Source organism: Paracoccus aurantiacus (assembly GCF_007993065.1).
GTDB classification, from domain to species: Bacteria; Pseudomonadota; Alphaproteobacteria; order Rhodobacterales; family Rhodobacteraceae; genus Paracoccus; species Paracoccus aurantiacus.
Window position 1 is genome coordinate 928,569 of record NZ_VOPL01000001.1, and the last position, 17,428, is coordinate 945,996.

General features: G+C 62.0%; 17 protein-coding genes. 9 read left to right on the top strand and 8 right to left on the bottom strand.

Features of this window, described 5'->3' with window-relative positions; translation table 11 throughout:
- Positions 1 to 8: 8 nt before the first annotated feature.
- The 7 genes from speB to FQV27_RS04585 form a co-directional block, all read right to left on the bottom strand.
- The gene (speB, locus tag FQV27_RS04555) at positions 9 to 974 is read right to left on the bottom strand and encodes an agmatinase (RefSeq protein ID WP_147096615.1); all 966 of its coding nucleotides are present in this window, start codon (positions 972 to 974) and stop codon (positions 9 to 11) included.
- 135 nt (positions 975 to 1,109) lie between these two features.
- Complete coding sequence (locus FQV27_RS04560) at positions 1,110 to 1,877, bottom strand: nitrilase-related carbon-nitrogen hydrolase (protein ID WP_147096617.1); 768 nt, start codon at positions 1,875 to 1,877, stop codon at positions 1,110 to 1,112.
- A 2-nt stretch (positions 1,878 to 1,879) separates the two neighbouring features.
- Positions 1,880 to 2,608 carry an MBL fold metallo-hydrolase gene (locus tag FQV27_RS04565; protein ID WP_147096618.1) on the bottom strand — a complete coding sequence of 243 codons (729 nt, stop codon included), beginning with the start codon at positions 2,606 to 2,608 and terminating at the stop codon, positions 1,880 to 1,882.
- A complete protein-coding gene (locus FQV27_RS04570) occupies positions 2,605 to 3,630 on the bottom strand; it encodes an ABC transporter ATP-binding protein (protein WP_147096620.1) in 1,026 nt (341 codons plus the stop codon). The genes FQV27_RS04565 and FQV27_RS04570 overlap by 4 nt, the downstream gene beginning before the upstream one ends.
- On the bottom strand, positions 3,627 to 4,397 hold the full coding sequence (locus tag FQV27_RS04575; protein ID WP_147096622.1) for an ABC transporter permease: 771 nt from the start codon (positions 4,395 to 4,397) through the stop codon (positions 3,627 to 3,629). Before FQV27_RS04575 ends, FQV27_RS04570 begins: the two co-directional genes overlap by 4 nt.
- Positions 4,397 to 5,251 (bottom strand): ABC transporter permease, encoded by an 855-nt coding sequence (locus FQV27_RS04580; RefSeq protein WP_147096624.1) that lies wholly within the window; start codon positions 5,249 to 5,251, stop codon positions 4,397 to 4,399. The genes FQV27_RS04575 and FQV27_RS04580 overlap by 1 nt, the downstream gene beginning before the upstream one ends.
- Before the next feature lie 10 nt (positions 5,252 to 5,261).
- Positions 5,262 to 6,311: a polyamine ABC transporter substrate-binding protein gene (locus FQV27_RS04585; RefSeq protein WP_147096627.1), complete on the bottom strand. Its 1,050-nt coding sequence runs from the start codon at positions 6,309 to 6,311 to the stop codon at positions 5,262 to 5,264.
- A gap of 109 nt (positions 6,312 to 6,420) precedes the next feature.
- Here FQV27_RS04585 and FQV27_RS04590 point away from each other — a divergent pair, with 109 nt between their 5' ends.
- The gene (locus FQV27_RS04590) at positions 6,421 to 7,038 is read left to right on the top strand and encodes a TetR/AcrR family transcriptional regulator (RefSeq protein ID WP_147096629.1); all 618 of its coding nucleotides are present in this window, start codon (positions 6,421 to 6,423) and stop codon (positions 7,036 to 7,038) included.
- Positions 7,039 to 7,126: 88 nt separating this feature from the next.
- On the top strand, positions 7,127 to 7,354 hold the full coding sequence (gene pptA / locus FQV27_RS04595; RefSeq protein ID WP_147096631.1) for a tautomerase PptA: 228 nt from the start codon (positions 7,127 to 7,129) through the stop codon (positions 7,352 to 7,354).
- 9 nt (positions 7,355 to 7,363) lie between these two features.
- Here pptA and FQV27_RS04600 read toward each other — a convergent pair whose 3' ends face one another.
- On the bottom strand, positions 7,364 to 8,383 hold the full coding sequence (locus tag FQV27_RS04600) for a LacI family DNA-binding transcriptional regulator (RefSeq protein WP_147096632.1): 1,020 nt from the start codon (positions 8,381 to 8,383) through the stop codon (positions 7,364 to 7,366).
- Positions 8,384 to 8,485: 102 nt separating this feature from the next.
- Here FQV27_RS04600 and bglB point away from each other — a divergent pair, with 102 nt between their 5' ends.
- The 7 genes from bglB to FQV27_RS04635 are packed head-to-tail and all read left to right on the top strand — an operon-like array spanning position 8,486 to position 17,404.
- Positions 8,486 to 9,583 carry a beta-galactosidase BglB gene (gene bglB / locus FQV27_RS04605; RefSeq protein ID WP_147096633.1) on the top strand — a complete coding sequence of 366 codons (1,098 nt, stop codon included), beginning with the start codon at positions 8,486 to 8,488 and terminating at the stop codon, positions 9,581 to 9,583.
- Positions 9,580 to 10,413: a 5-dehydro-4-deoxy-D-glucuronate isomerase gene (kduI, locus tag FQV27_RS04610; RefSeq protein WP_147096634.1), complete on the top strand. Its 834-nt coding sequence runs from the start codon at positions 9,580 to 9,582 to the stop codon at positions 10,411 to 10,413. The genes bglB and kduI overlap by 4 nt, the downstream gene beginning before the upstream one ends.
- The gene (locus tag FQV27_RS04615; RefSeq protein WP_222611657.1) at positions 10,410 to 12,920 is read left to right on the top strand and encodes a hypothetical protein; all 2,511 of its coding nucleotides are present in this window, start codon (positions 10,410 to 10,412) and stop codon (positions 12,918 to 12,920) included. The genes kduI and FQV27_RS04615 overlap by 4 nt, the downstream gene beginning before the upstream one ends.
- A gap of 45 nt (positions 12,921 to 12,965) precedes the next feature.
- Complete coding sequence (locus FQV27_RS04620; protein WP_147096635.1) at positions 12,966 to 14,234, top strand: ABC transporter substrate-binding protein; 1,269 nt, start codon at positions 12,966 to 12,968, stop codon at positions 14,232 to 14,234.
- Complete coding sequence (locus FQV27_RS04625) at positions 14,234 to 15,253, top strand: carbohydrate ABC transporter permease (protein WP_147096636.1); 1,020 nt, start codon at positions 14,234 to 14,236, stop codon at positions 15,251 to 15,253. The genes FQV27_RS04620 and FQV27_RS04625 overlap by 1 nt, the downstream gene beginning before the upstream one ends.
- Positions 15,250 to 16,302: a carbohydrate ABC transporter permease gene (locus FQV27_RS04630; protein WP_147096637.1), complete on the top strand. Its 1,053-nt coding sequence runs from the start codon at positions 15,250 to 15,252 to the stop codon at positions 16,300 to 16,302. Before FQV27_RS04625 ends, FQV27_RS04630 begins: the two co-directional genes overlap by 4 nt.
- A 7-nt stretch (positions 16,303 to 16,309) precedes the next feature.
- Entirely contained in the window at positions 16,310 to 17,404 is a 1,095-nt protein-coding gene (locus tag FQV27_RS04635) for an ABC transporter ATP-binding protein (RefSeq protein WP_147096638.1), read from the top strand.
- Positions 17,405 to 17,428: the final 24 nt, after the last annotated feature.

The window sequence follows — 17,428 nt, forward strand, 5'->3', positions numbered from 1 at the left end:
CCTGTTATTTATCTGATTGATCGGCGCTGCGGCACGCCCGGAAGCGCGCAGAGCATCTCGTAAAGGAAATTCGCCGCGATGACAGCGGTATTTCCTGCCGGATCATAGGGCGGCGAGACTTCGACCAGATCGCAGCCCACGATGTTCAGCCCGGCCGTGCCGCGAATGATTTCAAGGCCCTGCATCGTTGTCAGCCCACCCACCTCGACCGTGCCGGTGCCCGGCGCAAAGGCCGGGTCGAGGCTGTCGATATCGTAGGAAAGATAGACCGGGGCATCGCCGATCCTGTCACGGATATCGGCCATCAAAGGCGTCAGCGATTTGTGCCAGCATTCCTCGGCCTGAATGCATGTCCAGCCCTGATCACGGCCCCAGTCGAAATCTTCGGCGCTGTAGCCCGTCCCGCGCAGACCGATCTGAAACACCTTGTCATTCTGCAAAAGCCCTTCATCCCACGCGCGCCGAAAGGGACAGCCATGCGCGGCCTTTTCGCCGAACATCTCGTCATTCGTGTCGGAATGCGCGTCAACATGGATCAGCGCAACGGGTCCGTGTTTTTCCGCCATGGCACGCAGGATCGGCCATGTCAGGGTGTGATCGCCGCCAAGGGTCAGCGGGATTGCGCCGTGGCTCAGCACCTCACGATAGTGATCCGCGATGATGTCGACAGACTTCTTCAGATCGAACAGGTTGATCGGCACATCGCCGATATCCGCGACCTGAAGGTGATCGAAGGGCGCCGCGCCCGTGGCCATGTTATAGGGCCGGATCATCCGGCTTTCGTCGCGGATCTGGCGTGGCCCCAGCCGCGTGCCGGGCCGGTTCGAGGTGCCGATATCCATCGGGATGCCAATGAAACAGGCATCCAGCCCCGCCGCGCTTTCGGCGGCAGGCAGGCGCATCATCGTGGCGGGCCCTCCCGTCCGGGGCATGGTATTGCCGCCAAGCGGCTGATTGAAGCGATGCTCGCTCATTCCGGTTTCCTCATCATGCGCCTGACATCGGATATATCATCCGGCAGGAAAACCCCTTGCGCGGATCAGCGTCAGCGGATTCCCCAAATGCATAATATCTGGGCGGGTTTTCGCCCCTGAATGCGGCACGCTGCATCATGGCGCAACCTGCCTGAAATCGCGCGACTGCGTGGAAAGATGCGCCGGCTCATAGTCGTCAGGCAAGTCAGCGATCAGCAGGCAGGGATGCTGTCCGGCACGCGCGAGCATCCGCCCGTCCGGCCCGGTGATCGACGATTCCCCGAAATATTCAAGATGCGCCTCGCGCCCGCAGTAATTCGCGTAAACGATGCTGAGCGCATGGTTCGCGGCCATCGTCGGCACGACATGGTGGCCGACATGTTCGAAGGGCCGCATATTGGCCGTCGGCGCGAGGATCAGGTCCACCCCCTGCCCTTGAAGCGCCGCGATATGTGGTGCGAATTCGACGTCATAGCAGATCAGAACAGCCGCCTTGCGCCCTGCAAGGGCAAAGGTCGTGTAACGGTCCCCCGCCACGAAGCGCGTGGCCTCTGTCTGGCCGAAAAGCTGGATCTTGCGGTGGTTGGCAAGGACCTGTCCATCTGCGCCGAGACAGATGGCAGAATTCGCGATCCCCTCTGCCAGCCGCTCCGGATAGCCGATGCAGATCGCGCAGGCGGCGCGCTGCGCCATGGGGGACAGATGTCCCGCGACCTCGTCCTGCGTCATGGCGAGTTCGCCAAGGTCGTCGCGTTCATAGCCCGACAGAAACAGCTCGGGAAAGGTGATCGCCGCCGCCCCCATCTGTCCTGCCGCGCGGCTCGCACGGGCGATTTCGGACAGCGCCCGCCCCCTATCACCGGCCACGCTTTCCCCCTGCCACAGCGCCAGTTTGATCGGCATACTCAGACCCCCTTTTCCCGCAGCCATCCAGCGATGAGCGCCTGCAACCGGTCCCCGGAAAATGACGGGAAATGCCCGCCATGTACCACCCTGACCGGAAGCGTCAGAAGCCGCTGCATGGAGCGGATATAGTCGCCCGCATCGGCGTGATAGGTATCCTCGATCAGCGGTCCATCATAGACGATGTCACCCGAGATCAGCACAGCTGTCGCGGCCTCCCACAGCGCGATCCCGCCGGGGCTGTGGCCGGGCGTGTGGATGACTTCGAAATGACGGTCGCCCAGATCGACGATATCGCCGTCCTCCAGCAGGCGCGTCGCGGGCGCGCCCTTAACGGCGTAGGTGGTGGAGCTGTAGGGGACATCCGGCAGCGCATCGAAGATTTCGTCGGTGACATAGGGATCGGCCAGCGTGTTCGGGCGCGTTGGGGCAGCCAGAATGTCCGCCTCGGCGCTGTGGCACAGGCGGCACGGAAATTCGTGATGACTGCCGATATGGTCGAAATGGGTATGGCTGGCGACGGCGTCCAGCGGGCGTTCGCTGACCAGCGGCACCCATTCCCGAAGCGAGACGACGCCCATGCCGCTATCGACCATCAGATCACGGTCGCGGCCCCGGACATGCCAGATATTGCAGCGATAGAATTCCTGAATATGCGGCTCATCAATCCAGGTGATGCCGTCGCCGGCCGGACGCTGACGATACCAGTCTGCGGGCGCAATCCGGTTCATTGCGCCGTCTCGGACAGGATGACCGGGTCAGTGGCGAAAAGCTGGACCTCTGCGCCGCGTTCAGGCACCGCGCCCTGCGGCAGGTTCGCCGTCAGGATCATGTCGGGCGCGGCCAGCGGCGCAAAATGGCAGCGATGATGCGCGCCGAAGAACGACGCCTCGATCATCCGCGCCGGGCCGAGGCGCAGATCGCCCCGAAGCCCGACATTCTCGGGCCGGAGGCACAGCGTGCCCCTTTGCGGGGGCAGCGGAAGATGCCCCAGCGGCGTCGTCACCCCGTCCCCGTCGGGGGTCGCGGGAATGCGGTTCATCTCTCCCATGAAACCTGCCGAGAACAGCGTCGCCGGGCGCAGATAGACATCTTCAGGACTTCCCGCCTGCTCGACCCGGCCCTGATTCATCACGACGATCCGGTCGGCTATGGCCATCGCCTCTTCCTGATCATGCGTGACGTGAACGAATGCCGTGCCCACGCGGCGCTGGATCGCCTTCAACTCGTCCTGCATCTGTCGGCGCAGTTTCAGATCCAGCGCGCCAAGCGGTTCGTCCAGCAGCAGCACGTCCGGCTCCACCGCCAGCGCCCGCGCAAGCGCGACGCGCTGGCGCTGCCCACCCGACAGCTCGTGCGGGCGGCGACCCGCCTGCGCGGCAAGGCCGACCATCTCCAGCATGGCGTCTGCCTTGTCGTTGCGCACCGCCCGCCCGGCGCCGCGCATGCGCAGCCCGAAGCCGACATTGTCGCGCAGCGACATATGCGGGAACAGCGCATAGTCCTGAAACATCGTCGTCGTCGGCCGGTCCTTCGGGGGAACCTGCGTCATGTCGCGCGCGCCGATCAGAACCTGCCCTTCGGATGGCGTCAGGAAGCCGCCGATAATCGACAGAAGCGTGGTCTTGCCGCAGCCGGACGGACCAAGCAGCACGACAAACTCGCCCGCCGCGATCTTCAGGTCGACGCGGTGCAGCGCGGTGAAGCCAGCGAAGCGATGCTCGATCCCCTGCAGGCTGACATCGGCAGTCATGCGCCCCTCCTTCTGAACAGTGTCAGTTCCAGCACCAGAACGATTGCCACCGAAACAAGAAACACGATCGAGCCGACCGCATTCGTGGCAGGCGACAGCCCGGACCGAAGCATCGACCAGATCTCGACTGGCAGCGTCACATCAAAGCGGGTCAGCAGGAAGGCGATGATGAACTCGTCCCAGCTGAAGGTGAAGGCCAGAAAGAACGCCGCCGCAAGCGATGGCAGCAGCATCGGGGCAGAGACATGCCACAGCACCTGCCATTCTGCCGCGCCGAGATCGCGCGCAGCGCGCATCGCGTTTTTCTGATGCTCGCCCATCGAGGCATAGATTATCGCAAAGCACAAAGGCAGGTTGATGACGACATGGCCGATGCCCGTTGCCACGAGCGACGGGCGCAGGCCGACCGCGTTGAACATCTGCAACAGACCGAGCGCGATAATTAGATAGCTGACCGTCATCGGCGCGATCAGCACGCCCCGGATCAGTGCCGATCCCGGCAGCAGCACCCGCGCAAGCCCCGATGCCGCAAGAAAGCCCAGCACAAGCGCGACCGCAGATGAAATCAACGCCACCAGCAGCGAATTCATCAGGGCTTCCATCAATGCGCGGTCGGCTATGATTTCCGCATACCACCGCAGCGTCGGCCCATCAAAAGGCGGTACCGGCAGGCGGCTGTCCTGAAAGGAAAAGACGATCAGCACCACCACCGGCAACAGGATGAAGCCGAACATCGCCAGCAGATATGCCCAGGCCAGCACCCGCATCACAGACGATCCATCCGCAGCCAGCGCGAGGTTGCCGCATAGGCCAGCGTCACGATTGCCATCAGCACAAGCGACAGTGCCGAGGCCATCGGATAATCGCCGCGCCTGCCCAGTTGCAGCATGATAAGCTGCGGCAACGTCAATTCATTATTCCCGCCAAGGATCTGCGGCGTGATGTAGTCGCCGATACACAGCACGAAGGTCAGAAATGCGCCGGTCATGATGCCGGGCAGCGTCAGCGGCAGGATCACCAGCCGGATCACCTGCAGCCGCGACGCACCCAGATCCTGGGCCGCACGGGCATAGTTCGGGGAAAGCTGGATGAGATTGGAATAGATCGTCAGCGTCAGCAGCATCGTGAAGAAATGCACGAACCCCGTCACGGTCGCGGCGCGCGTCGCCATGATCTGGACCGGCTCGGCCAGCAGGCCGATCCCGGTCAGTGTCTTCATGATGACGCCATTCTCGCCCAGAACCAGCGCCCAGCTGTAGGATCGCACGACGTAAGACGTCCAGAACGGAAGCACCGCGATCAGAAGCGCCAGCCGCTGCCAGCGCGCGGGCACACGCGTCGCGATGATCCAGGCCAGCGGCCATGCCAGCAGCACCGAAATCGCCGTGACAAGCGCCGTGATCTGCAACGAGACCCAGATCCCTTTGCGCAGCGACGGATCGGTGAAGATCTTCGCGAAATTGCTCAGGTCGAAGCTTTGCACCACCTCGCGGCCGTCCAGATGCGCAAGGCTCATCAAAGCCATGCCCGCGAAAGGGATGATGAAGAAGATCAGCACCCAGATCAGCGCGGGCGCGACCAGTGCCGCACCCTGTCGTCTTTCGCGGGCCTCGATGCTCATCCGCGCGACCTCAGTTCTGCAGCATCTCGGTCCAGAGATCCTGCATCGCCGTATCGGTGGCGGCATTCGGAACCGGGTAAAGCTGCGCGCGCGACAGATATTCGGCCTGATCGTCCCAACGCAGAATCGCCTTCTGCTCGTCCGTCAGAACGTCACCCGCCATCTTGTTCACCGGCATCCCCCAATAGCAGGACGAGGTCGCAAGTCGCGCCTGCCCCTCGGGCGAGGTGATATATTTGATGAATTCCAGCGCAAGTTCCGGCCTCTCGGTCCCCTCCACCATGGCGATGGACTGCGCCCATAGCAGGCCGCCTTCCTTCGGGATCGTCCAGTCGAGATCGGGGTTCTCGGCATTCAGCACCGCCGTCAGCCATTCGCCCCCGCCGATCAGAACATCAACCTCTCCTGTTGCAAGCGCGGTCTGGCTGGCCACCACGTCGGACACCTGACGCGAGGCCGCTTTCAGCGACATGAGAGGTTCGCGGATCTTGTCCAATGCGGCCGCATCCAGATCTTTCGTCGCAATGCCGTCCTGCAGACCGACAAGACCCAGAACCGGCAGGTAATAGTCATAGATCGCAATGCGCCCGTCATATTTTCCCGACCACAGCGCGCCAAGGCTTTCCATATCTGCGGCATCGACCTTGGCCTTGTTGAAGGCCAGGGTGTTATAGCCGAACTTTTCGGTCACCGCATAGGTCTGTCCATCAATGGTGGTGTGATCCTGAAGCACGACCTCGGGGAAGAAATCGGCCGTTGGCAGTTGATCGGCGGGCAAAGGCGCCAGAAATCCGCGTTCGACCGCGCGGCCAACATCGACGGCGTCGATCACCATCACATCCCAGTCGCCCGGCCGGGACTGTTCCAGCAGCGTCAGACCCGCGGCAGTCCCTTCATATTCCTTCACGTTGACGCGGACATCATGGGCCTGCTCGAAGGGTTCCAGCAAAGCCGGATCGGCATGGTCGCACCAGATCAGCGCATTCAGATCCTCGGCATATGCGGCGGGCGCGAAGCCGGCCAGAAGCGCCAGCGTGACGCAGCCTTGCTTGATGGTCATGGCAATCTCCCCATATTTTTTGGCGCAGCGAATTTTCTCGTCTTGCAGAAAAAGTTGAACACATTCATTTTTATAGTCAATGATAATTTTAGGATCGGCAGGAGGCCCCATGGCCGGACTTCGCGAAAGACAAAAAGCCCGGCGAAGCAGCGCTATCCTCGAGGCAGCGAGCGCACTTTTTAAGCAGTCCGGCTACGATTCCGCGCGGATCGAAACCATTGCCGAAACCGCCGAGGTTTCGGTCGGAACCTTCTATAATTACTATGAAAACAAGGCAGACCTTCTGCTTGCTATCGTGGTGATGGAGGTCGAAGAAGTGCTGCGTCAGGGCGAAGCTGTTCTGGCCCACCCCCCGTCCGCAGCATATGACGCGATCTGCGCGTTGATCGCGACTTATTACGATCATTCGCTGGTTTACCTCACCAAGGAAATGTGGCGCACGGCGATGGCGCTTTCGATTCAGACGCCTGACGCACCGTTCTCGCGGCGCTACCGGGCGCTGGATCATGCGCTTTCCGAACAGGTGGTGGCGCTGATGGAGCAGCTGAAGGCAACGGGCAAGATTGGTGCGGATGTCGATGCGCGCGCCTTGGGAGAGATGATTTTCCTCAGTCTCAACGGGCTTTTCAGCAGCTTTGCGACAACACCCGAGATGACGCTTTCGCAGCTTAACGCGACCATGTTTGCACAGATACGCGCCCTGACCGACCATATCGGCACGTCGTGACGCTTGCCGAGTTGCAACTACGCAGGCGTTGATGACGCCGTCCCAGACTGCTAACCGAATTGCAAAGTGAGCGCGAAAGGAAAGCCAGATGCCGCATGTGATCGTCAAATGCTGGCCCGGCCAGACCGAGGAGCAGAAGCAGCAACTGGCCGATGCAATTACCCGCGATGTGATGAAGTTTCTGGGCTCGGGCGCAGGCTCGATCTCGGTGGCGATCGAGGATGTCGAAAGCGCCGACTGGAAGGCGCAGGTTTACGACCCCGAGATCAAGCCCCGGCTGGCAAAGCTTTACAAGAAGCCCGGCTACGAGATGTAGGCGCCGCGCTCAGACCACGGGACCGGTGGATTCGCGCAGGACCAGACGACAGGCCAGTTCGATCCTGCGCGGCGGCTTGTCGGCACCGTCCAGTTCGTCCAGAAGCAAGCCAAGCGCTGCCGCGCCGATTTCCTGCATCGGCACGTGAATCGTGGTCAGCGGCGGGCTGCTGAACGCAGAGACGGGAAGATCGTCGATGCCCATCACCGACACCTGCCCCGGCACATCAATCCCGCTTTGCTGAAGCGCGCGCATCGCCCCATAGGCAAGGCTGTCGCCCGCCGCCAGCACGGCTGTGAAATCCGCTTTCGCCGCAATGCGGCTGAGAATTGCGGCCTCGCCCAGTTCCGGAAGCCAGTCATCGACGTCAACCGTCAGATCGTCCACATCGATATCGGCCCCGCGCATCGCGTCCTGCCACCCTTCCAGTCTGCGCCGGATCGTCCGCCGCCCCGGTCGCTGAAGGAACAGGATGCGCCGATGACCAAGCGACAGAAGATGGCTGGTCGCAAGATAGGCCGCCGAGCGGTTGCAGGGCGTGACCGATGAATGACGCATTGCCGGATCATCCCCGTTCACCAGCACGATCGGTTTTGCGAAGCCGCTCGCCCGCGTCAGCATCTCGTCTGCGTCCAGTGTCAGAAACAGGCAGCCGGTGATCGCCTCGTCGGCAGCCGCCTCCTCCAGCAGCGCGACCTCGTCGGCATCGCATGCGACCGGGCGGGTCAGCAATTCAACGCCAAGCGCCCGCGCACGCTCCGCAAGGCCATCAAGGACATACATGGTAAACTGACTGCGCGCATGGTCCAGCATGGCGACGCTGCTGGCCGCCAGCATCACCTTTCGTCCCACGACGGACGGCAGGAGCGGATAGTTCATGGCCCTTGCCGTGTCGATGATATGGTTGCGCAGGTCGTCGCGCACGCCGGGGCTGTTGCTGAGCGCGCGCGACACCGTGCTGATTGACACCCCGCAGCGTTCCGCCACCTGATCCAGTCGCACGCCCCGCGCCTTCCTGCCGTGTTTCATCTCGTGCCCTGCCACGCCCATTTCTGCAAATTATTTTCATCTTGCGCGAATATTATCGCCGTGTGAACCTGTGAAGTGAGATACGGCGAGGCGGGGGGAGCCATGGCGTCGTCTGAACAGGACATCGCGGAAAAGCTGGACGCTCTGGTCCGGGGGATGACGGGTCTGCGCCACGATGGGCGCTTTGACGAGCCGAATCTGGACGGGACGCCCGGCGACTATGTTTCTTTTGACAGCTGGGAATGGCCGCAGGGCGTCGGGCTTTACGGCCTGATGCGCCTGTGGGTGCAGAATGACGATCCGGCGCTGCTTCAGACGCTGGAAGACTGGTATGACCGCCGCATCGAGGCCGGACTGCCGGGAATGAACGTCAACACGACCGCCCCGATACTGGCGTTAAGCGAGATCTGGCGTCGGCGGGGGCAGCCGCGTTATGGCAAAGTGCTGGACGACTGGGCGAAAATCCTTGTCGAGACGATGCCGCGCACGCCGGAAGGCGGGTTTCAGCACAATGTCTCGGACCGCATCAACGATGACGAGTTGTGGGACGATACGCTGTTCATGGTCGCCCTGTTTCTTGCCTCTTACGGTCAGGCATCCGGACAGCGGCATCTGGTCGAAGAGGCCGAGCGCCAGTTCCTCGTTCACGCGCGCTATCTTGCCGATCCGCATACCGGCCTGTGGTTTCATGGCTGGAGCTTTGACGGACGCCACAATTTCGCGCGCGCACTGTGGGGTCGCGGCAATAGCTGGATCACGGTCGGCATTCTGGAACTGATCGAGATGGCAGAGATCTCCTCTGTGGTGCGCGACTATCTGCTTGGCGTGCTGGGCGCGCAGATTGATGCATTGCTGGCGCTTCAGGATGCATCGGGCGGCTGGCATACGCTGCTGGACGATCCTGCATCCTATATCGAAATCTCTGCGACGGCAGGCTTCGGCTATGGGCTGATGAAGGCCGCGCGGCTTGGGCTGGCACCGCCCGCGGCGGCAGATGCGGGGCGACGCGCGGCCGAGGCGGTCATGTCCAATATCGGGCCGGGGGGCGTGGTGGAAAACGTCTCTTACGGAACGCGCATGGGCCATGACCTGCAATTTTACCGCGACATACCAATTCAACCGACCGGATATGGGCAGGCTCTTGCGATCCTGTGCCTGACCGAGCGCCTTCACGGCGAAAACACACGGGAACACGCATGATGCGCAGCATTTACGGGGCATCGCCCGGCGATATTTCTGGGATGAACACGGACCGGCTGCGCGCCGAATTCATGGTCGAGGACCTGTTTTCGCGCGGCGAGATCCGCTTCGTCTATACCCATCTCGACCGCATGATTCTGGGCGGCGCTGTGCCTGAAGGTGCGGCGCTTCGTTTTGGCGGGGGCGAGGATGTCGGCACACCCCTGTTTTTCAGCGCGCGCGAGATGGGCATTGCCAATCTGGGCGGTGCCGGTGCCGTCACTGTGGACGGCGTGCGGTATCAGCTTGCCAATCGCGACATCCTCTATATCGGGCGCGGCGCGGCAGAGGTGACGCTGGAAAGCGATGATGCCGCAGATCCCGCGCGATTCTATATGAACTCGGTCCCGGCCGGTGCCGACATTGCGCACCGTCTGATCACAAGGGCCGAAGCCAAGCCGCTGGAACTGGGCGAGGCGGAACGCGCCAACAAGCGCAGGCTGGCGATGTATATTCACCCTGAAGTCGCGCCTTCTTGCCTGCTGCTGATGGGCATTACCGATCTTGCGCCGGGCAGCATCTGGAACACGATGCCGCCCCATCTGCATGAGCGCCGGATGGAGGCTTATTGCTATTTCGACATGGCAGACGAGGACCGCGTGATGCATCTGATGGGGCGACCCGAAAATACCCGTCATCTGATGATCGCGAATGGCGATGCGGTTCTGTCGCCGGCATGGTCGATCCATATGGGCGCTGGCACCGGACCTTATGCTTTCGTCTGGGGGATGACTGGCGAGAACCAGGCCTACAACGATGTCAGCCCAGTGCCCGTGAAGGATCTGAAATGAGCAGCCTTGATCTGCGCGAACCGGAAGCAGCCCTGCTGCGCCCGCTTGGTCCCGGCGAGCCCGTCACCTATTGGCGAATAGGTGAAACCGCCGAAAGCCGCTTCGACGTCGCCGATCAGCCGATGAAGGGAGAGATGGACCCCTTCTTTTTCCTGACCAAGACAAAGAATTTCATACCGCACGAATATCCGTGCCGCACCGAATTCGCCGCCGCCAATCGTGGCAAGCGCCCTTCGGAGACTGTGCCTTTTGCCGCCGAAAAGCTTTGGCTGCCCTTCGCGTCCCCCCGTGTGGATCTGTCGGGGTTCTGGTTCCGCCCGACACGCATCGGCACATGGGCCGAAACCGTGCTGCGCGCCGACACGGCCGGGAAGGCTCGGCTGCGCCTGCGCACCTGCGGCGGCGCGATCCTGTTCGTGAATGGCCAGGAAATCGGCTGGATGGCCCCCTATATCCGCAATCTGGAAAACGAGGCAGAGTTCTCTGCACCGCTTCTGGCAGGGGACAACATCATTCGCGTCTGGTTCGACGATCTGGCTGAACGCGACGCGCGCTATTACTTTCAGCTGGATTTTCTTGACGGCCCGTCGGTCCGCCACGCGCTGCCCATCGCCGCCGAACCCTCGGTCGCCGATGCGATGGAGGAGGCGCTTGCGTCGATGCGTTTCGAACGCCCGGCCTATGACCGCGGCGAGGTCGCGCTGATCGCCGGCAACCCGATCCCCGCAGATATCACGGCGGAGATTTCCGTCGAGGGCGATTTCATGTCGATCGAAGAGCCGGTCCGCTTTTCGATCCCGCTGCGGCAGGGCGAGACGCGGCTTGCCATTGCCGATGCGGTCGACCTGCCCGCCGATTTTCGCCACTTTATCGTGACGCTGCGCGCAGGCGATCTCGCAGTCTCGCGCACCTTCGGGGTCGAGATCAGCCATGCAGCGCGGCAGGGCGACGCGCCCGCGACCCTGCCTGCGAGGATAGCCGAGGCGCTGAACGAAGTCGCCGAGCACGCCGAGGCCGACACCGTGCGCGCATTGGCGCGACTGGCGACCGGAAAGGCGGGTCCAGAAACGGATGCAATGATCGCGAATGCCTTGCCCGCGATCGAGGATTGCCACGACTGCGCGGATTTCATCCTCGTTCCGCTGCTGTGGTGCCGCATCGCTTATGGCGATGCGATTGATCCGGCATTGCGCGACCGGATCGACGCGGCAATCCTGAACTATCGCTACTGGATGGATGAAAAGGGCAATGACGTTCAGTGGTATTTCTCGGAAAACCATGCACTTCTGTTCCATACCGCCGCCTATCTTGCCGGGGATCTGCTGCCTGACGCGGGCTTTGTGCGGTCGGGTCGCACGGGCGCCGAGCAGTCGGCGACGGGGGCCGCGCGAGTGCGCGCATGGCTGGATCATTTCGAGAAATGGGAGATGGCAGAGTTCAATTCCGCGCCCTATTTCCCGATTGACCTGAAGGGCCTCTGCGCGCTTTACGCGCTTGCCCCTGATGACGATATCCGCGACCGCGCCGGTCGTGCCATTCAGCGTTTGCTGTATATCGTCGCGCGCTCCGCCCATCACGGCATCCTTACGGCCGCGCAGGGGCGGTCATACGAACATACGCTGCGCGCGGCGCGCACGCTGGAGCTTTCTGGCATCGCGCGGATGATCTGGGGCAAAGGCAATTACGGGATGCGCTTCCATGCACTGCCCCAGCTTGCGCTGTGCCTGCGTGATCACGGCCTTGACGTGCCGGACGGTCTTTCCCCCATCGCATCGGTGCCAGCCGGGACGCAATGGGAATGGGTCTTTGCGCAGGGCGAAGATGCCTTCGCCCGGCTTTACCACTATAAGACCGCCGATTTCGCCATGGGCAGCGCCGCCGCCTATCGCTGGAACGAATGGGGCTATCAGGAAACCGTCCTGCATCTTCGCCTTGGCCAGAACCCGAATGCGCAGATATGGATCAACCATCCCGGCGAAGTGCTGCAGTCAGGCTATGGCCGCCCGTCCTATTGGGGCGGCTCTGGCACCCTGCCCCGCCTGCATCAATACAAGGCACTCGCCATTGCGGAATTCGCGATTCACGAGGGTCAGCCCGGTTTCACCCACGCCTGGTTCCCCGCTGCGGAGTTCACGCAAAGCGAAGTCTCGGGACATCAGGCCCTCGCCGAAGCGGGCGATGCGTTCGCGCTGATTCGCGCCAATGTCGCGCTGCGGATGCTTGAAACCGGGCCGACCGCCGGCAATGAACTGCGCGCCGACGGACCGAATACGCTTTGGCTTGTAAGGCTTGGCGACCGCAGCGCAGATCGCGACATGGCGGCATTCGGGGAAAGGTTTGCCCCGCTGGAACTTCATCGCCATGATGACGGTGTGATCGAGGTTGATGACCCGGAATATGGCTCCGTTCTGTTCCGGCCCGATGGCAGCATAAAGGCCGAGGGACGCGAACTTGACCCGGCCGATTGGCGCGTAGAGGGAGCTGCGACCGAATTCGGCAAGACATAGAGGGATGCGGCAAAAGCCGCCCCGCCAACAAGGAGGAGGAGAAACATGAACGGAACGAAAAGGGTGCTGGGGGCAAGCTTCGCTGCATTGCTGAGCGCGAGCGCGGTTCAGGCGGGCGATGTCCGCCTGATGTGGTATTCCGACGGCGTCGAGGGCGAGGTCATTCAGGACCTGCTCAACCGTTTCATGGAGGAAAATCCCGATATCAACGTCACGCTGGATAATGTCGCCTACAAGGTCATTATGGAGCAATTGCCGATCCAGCTCGAATCCGGCGAAGGCCCCGACATCGCCCGCGTGACGAACATCAAAGAGCTTGCGAACCACTGGCTTGACCTGCGCCCGCTGCTGTCCGACCCGGCCTATTGGGACACCAATTTCGGCGATCAGTTCGACTGGATGCGCCCGGACGGATCGGACGCCATTCCCGGCTTCCTGACCCAGTTGACCCTGACCGGCGGCTTTGCCAACCAGACGCTGTTCGAACAGGCGGGCGTCGAAATGCCGGGCGAAGGTGCGACATGGGATGACTGGATCGCAGCCTCGGCCGAGGTGATGCAAAGCCAGCAGACCCCCGCGGCATTCGCGATCGACCGTTCCGGTCACCGTATCTCGGGGCCGAATGTGTCATATGGCGCGAACTATATCGGCCCCGACGGGATGCCCGCGCCGGTCGATGACGGCACCAAGACTTTTGCGACAAAGCTTGTCGACTGGACGAATGAAGGCCTGATGCTGAAGGACACCTGGGTCGCGGCTGCCGGGTCCACCTATCGCGCGGCAGCGGACGACTTCATCAATGCGCAGATCCCGTTCTATTATTCCGGAAGCTGGCAGGTCGCGAACCTGTCCAGCAAGATCGGCGACGGCTTCGACTGGGTGGCGACGGGTTCGCCCTGTGGCACCGCCGGCTGTTCGGGCCTGAAGGGCGGTGCTGCATTGGTCGCGGTAAAATACACCAAGAACCAGGATGACGTCGTCAAGGTGATGGAATACCTCTCGCGCGAGGATGTCGTGAAAGAGTTCTCCGAGCGCACCCTGTTCTTGCCCGCCCATAAAGGCGTGATCGAAAAGGGCGGGCTGAACTGGGTGACGGAAGACAAGAATGTCGGCCCGGCACTTGATGCTTTCGTCAAGGCCAGCTCTGAAACGCTGCCCGCTGCGGATGCCCTGCCCGCATGGGTTTGGGGCAACGCCTATTACGGCGCGCTCGTGACCCGGATCAGTCAGGTCATGGCGGGTGAGATGTCGCTCGACGATGCCTGGGTCAGGATCGACCAGGATATCGCCGACAAGGTCGCGCAAGGGAACTGATGGCCACGCGCTCCATATCATCGCGGATCGGTGCCGTTCTGGCGGCGCCGGTCATCTGGCTGGCCCGGCTTCTGAACCTGCCGCTGAAATGGTGGCAGGGAATGACCGGCACAGGCGGCATGGCAGCCTTCTTTCTGGCGCCGAACATGGCGATCTTCGGCATTTTCGTCCTGCTGCCGCTGGTCATCAACTTCGCCTATTCGATGACATCCGGGCAGGCGCTGTTCCTGTCCGACCGCAGCTATGTCGGGGGCGAGCAATATGCCCGGCTGATGGATTGCGGAAACTATCTTGATCCGACCACCTGCCGCGAGGATCTGTTCTGGATTGCGCTGCGCAATACAGCGCTTTTCGTTGTCGTTCAGGTCAGCATGATGACCGTGGTCGCAATGATTACCGCGCTGATCCTGAACAGGGAAATCCGCGGCCGCGGCTTCTGGCGCGCCGTCTTCTTCTTCCCGGTGCTGCTGTCGCCGGTCGTGGTCGGCCTGATCTGGCGCTGGATACTTCAGCGCGAGGGGTTGCTGAATTTCATTCTGTATAATGTCGGGCTGGAACCGCATGTCTGGCTGACCGACCGCTTCTATTCCTTCGTGGCGACTGTCGGCGTCTCGGTCTGGGCGCATATGGGCTTTTACACGCTTATCCTGCTGGCCGGGCTTCAGGCGATACCGCGCGATCTTTACGAAGCCGCCGAGATGGACGGCACGCGTGCGGGCCGGGTTTTCTGGCGTATCACGCTGCCCTTGCTGATGCCGAACCTTCTGGTGGTGATCGTATTGGCGCTGATCCGCGCCGTGCAGATTTTCGACGAAGCCTATGTGCTGACAGGCGGCGGGCCGGGCACATCGACCCTGTATCTGACGCAATATATCTATGAGGTCGGCTTCGCCTCGCTTCTGCGCAATCCGGGCCTTGCGGCGGCGGCATCCATCATCATGGGTCTGATCCTCGTGGTGCTGACGCTGATCCAGCTTGGCCTTGGCCGGCGCAATGAAAAGGCAGGAGAGCGGAAATGAGCCGTGTTGCCGAATTCCTTACCCGCCGTCGCGGCGGATCGGGCTGGGACTGGACCGACATCTTCACCTGGGTCTGGCTGATCGCCGGCATCTTCGTGATGTTCGGGCCCGCAGTCTGGCTGGTCCTGTCATCCTTCAAGACCCCTGCCGCGCTGGCAGAGTTTCCGCCGACCGTTCTGCCCATGGCGACCGAGCAGGTCATGGTCGAAGGATATGACAACCCGCTGGAGCTATACAGCGTGTCGATGCCGGACGGATCTGAACAGGTGCTTGCGCAGGTCCGCCGCGTGGGCACCATCGCCCAGATGGTCGATCCCGATGCGCCGGACGAGATCGTGAAGGTGAATATCGCCGAACGCACGCCGCAGCGCCGGGTTGCCTTCGCGACGGAAAACTATGTCGTCCCGCTGGAGCAGAATGACTTCCTGCTTTATCTTCGAAACTCTGTTTTCGTGACCGTCATGGCGACGATCATCACGCTGCTGACCAATTCGATGGCGGCCTTCGCCTTGTCGAAATACCGGTTCCGGGGGCGCGATGGGGTCATGCTGCTGATCGTGGCGACGCTGATGGTGCCGCTCTCGGTCATTCTTGTGCCGCTTTATTCGGTGGTCAACGCGGTCGGGCTGTTCGATTCGCTTTGGGGGGTGATCCTGCCGACCGTGGCGACGCCGACCGGCGTGTTCCTGCTGCGCCAGTATATGCTGACGATCCCGGACGAACTTCTGGATGCGGCGCGGATGGATCATGCCAGCGAATGGCAAATCTACTGGCGCATCATCCTGCCGCTGGCGGCACCCGCGCTTGCGGTGCTGGCGATCTTTTCGATCGTCTGGCGCTGGAACGATTTTCTGTGGCCGCTTGTCGTGCTGTCGCGGAAAGAACTTTACACGCTTCAGGTCGGGCTCAACACCTATGCGGGGGAATTGAACGTGCAGTGGCACTATATCCTCGCCATGACCGTGGTGACGATGATCCCGGTCGTCCTCGTCTTCGTGTTTCTGCAACGATACATCACCGCCGGTATTGCCGGCAGCGGATTGAAATAGGTTTTTCATGGGACAGATCACGCTTTCCGACATTCAGCGCGCCTATGGAAATGTGAAGGTGCTGCATGACATCAATCTCGACATAGCGGATGGGGAATTCGTGGTGCTGGTCGGGCCTTCCGGCTGCGGCAAGTCCACGCTGCTCCGGTTGCTCTCGGGGCTCGACAAGCCGACCGCCGGGCGGATCGAGATCGACGGCAAGGATGTGACGCAGGTTTCTGCCGCCGATCGTGGCCTTGCGATGGTGTTTCAGTCCTATGCGCTTTACCCGCATATGAGCGTGCGCCAGAACCTCGCCTTCGGGCTGGAAAATATCCAGATGCCGAAGGCTGAAATTGCCGAGCGTATTACCGAAGCGGCGCGGATGCTTGAGATCACGGACTATCTCGACCGCCGTCCGGGCCAGCTTTCGGGGGGTCAGAAGCAGCGCGTCGCGATCGGGCGCGCCGTGGTCAGAAACCCGACCGCGTTCCTGCTGGACGAGCCGCTTTCGAATCTCGACGCCGAATTGCGCATCTCGACGCGGGCCGAGATTTCGGCACTGCATGACCGCCTCAAGACGACGATGATCTATGTGACCCACGATCAGGTCGAAGCGATGACGCTGGCCGACCGGATCGTCGTGATGCGCGCCGGCCGGATCGAACAGGTTGGCCGGCCGCTGGATCTTTACAACACCCCTGCGAACCTGTTCGTGGCGGGGTTCATCGGCGCGCCGCGGATGAATCTGTTGCCGGTCAAGATCGCCGAAGCCGGTCCGCAATCAGTCCGTGTCGAAGGCGCGGGCGGCTTGTCGATCATGGTCGCGGCCGATGGCAGCGCGTTGCAGCCCGGCACCGACGCGACGCTTGGCATCCGCCCCCATGACATCCGCACGGGAACGGGCGGCGATGGAAGTTTCACTGCGACCGTCGATCTGATGGAGGCGCTTGGCCCCGAAACCGTGGCCCATGCGACAACGGATGACGGTCAGAAGATCCTTGCGGTATTGAACGGGCAGGATACGACGAAGGCAGGCGACGGGATCAGCTTCGCTTTTGATGCCGGACGGACGCATCTGTTCGATGCCGAAGGCCAGCGTCTGCCTCCGCCGCGCACCTGATCCCGCGCCATATGGAAATGCCCT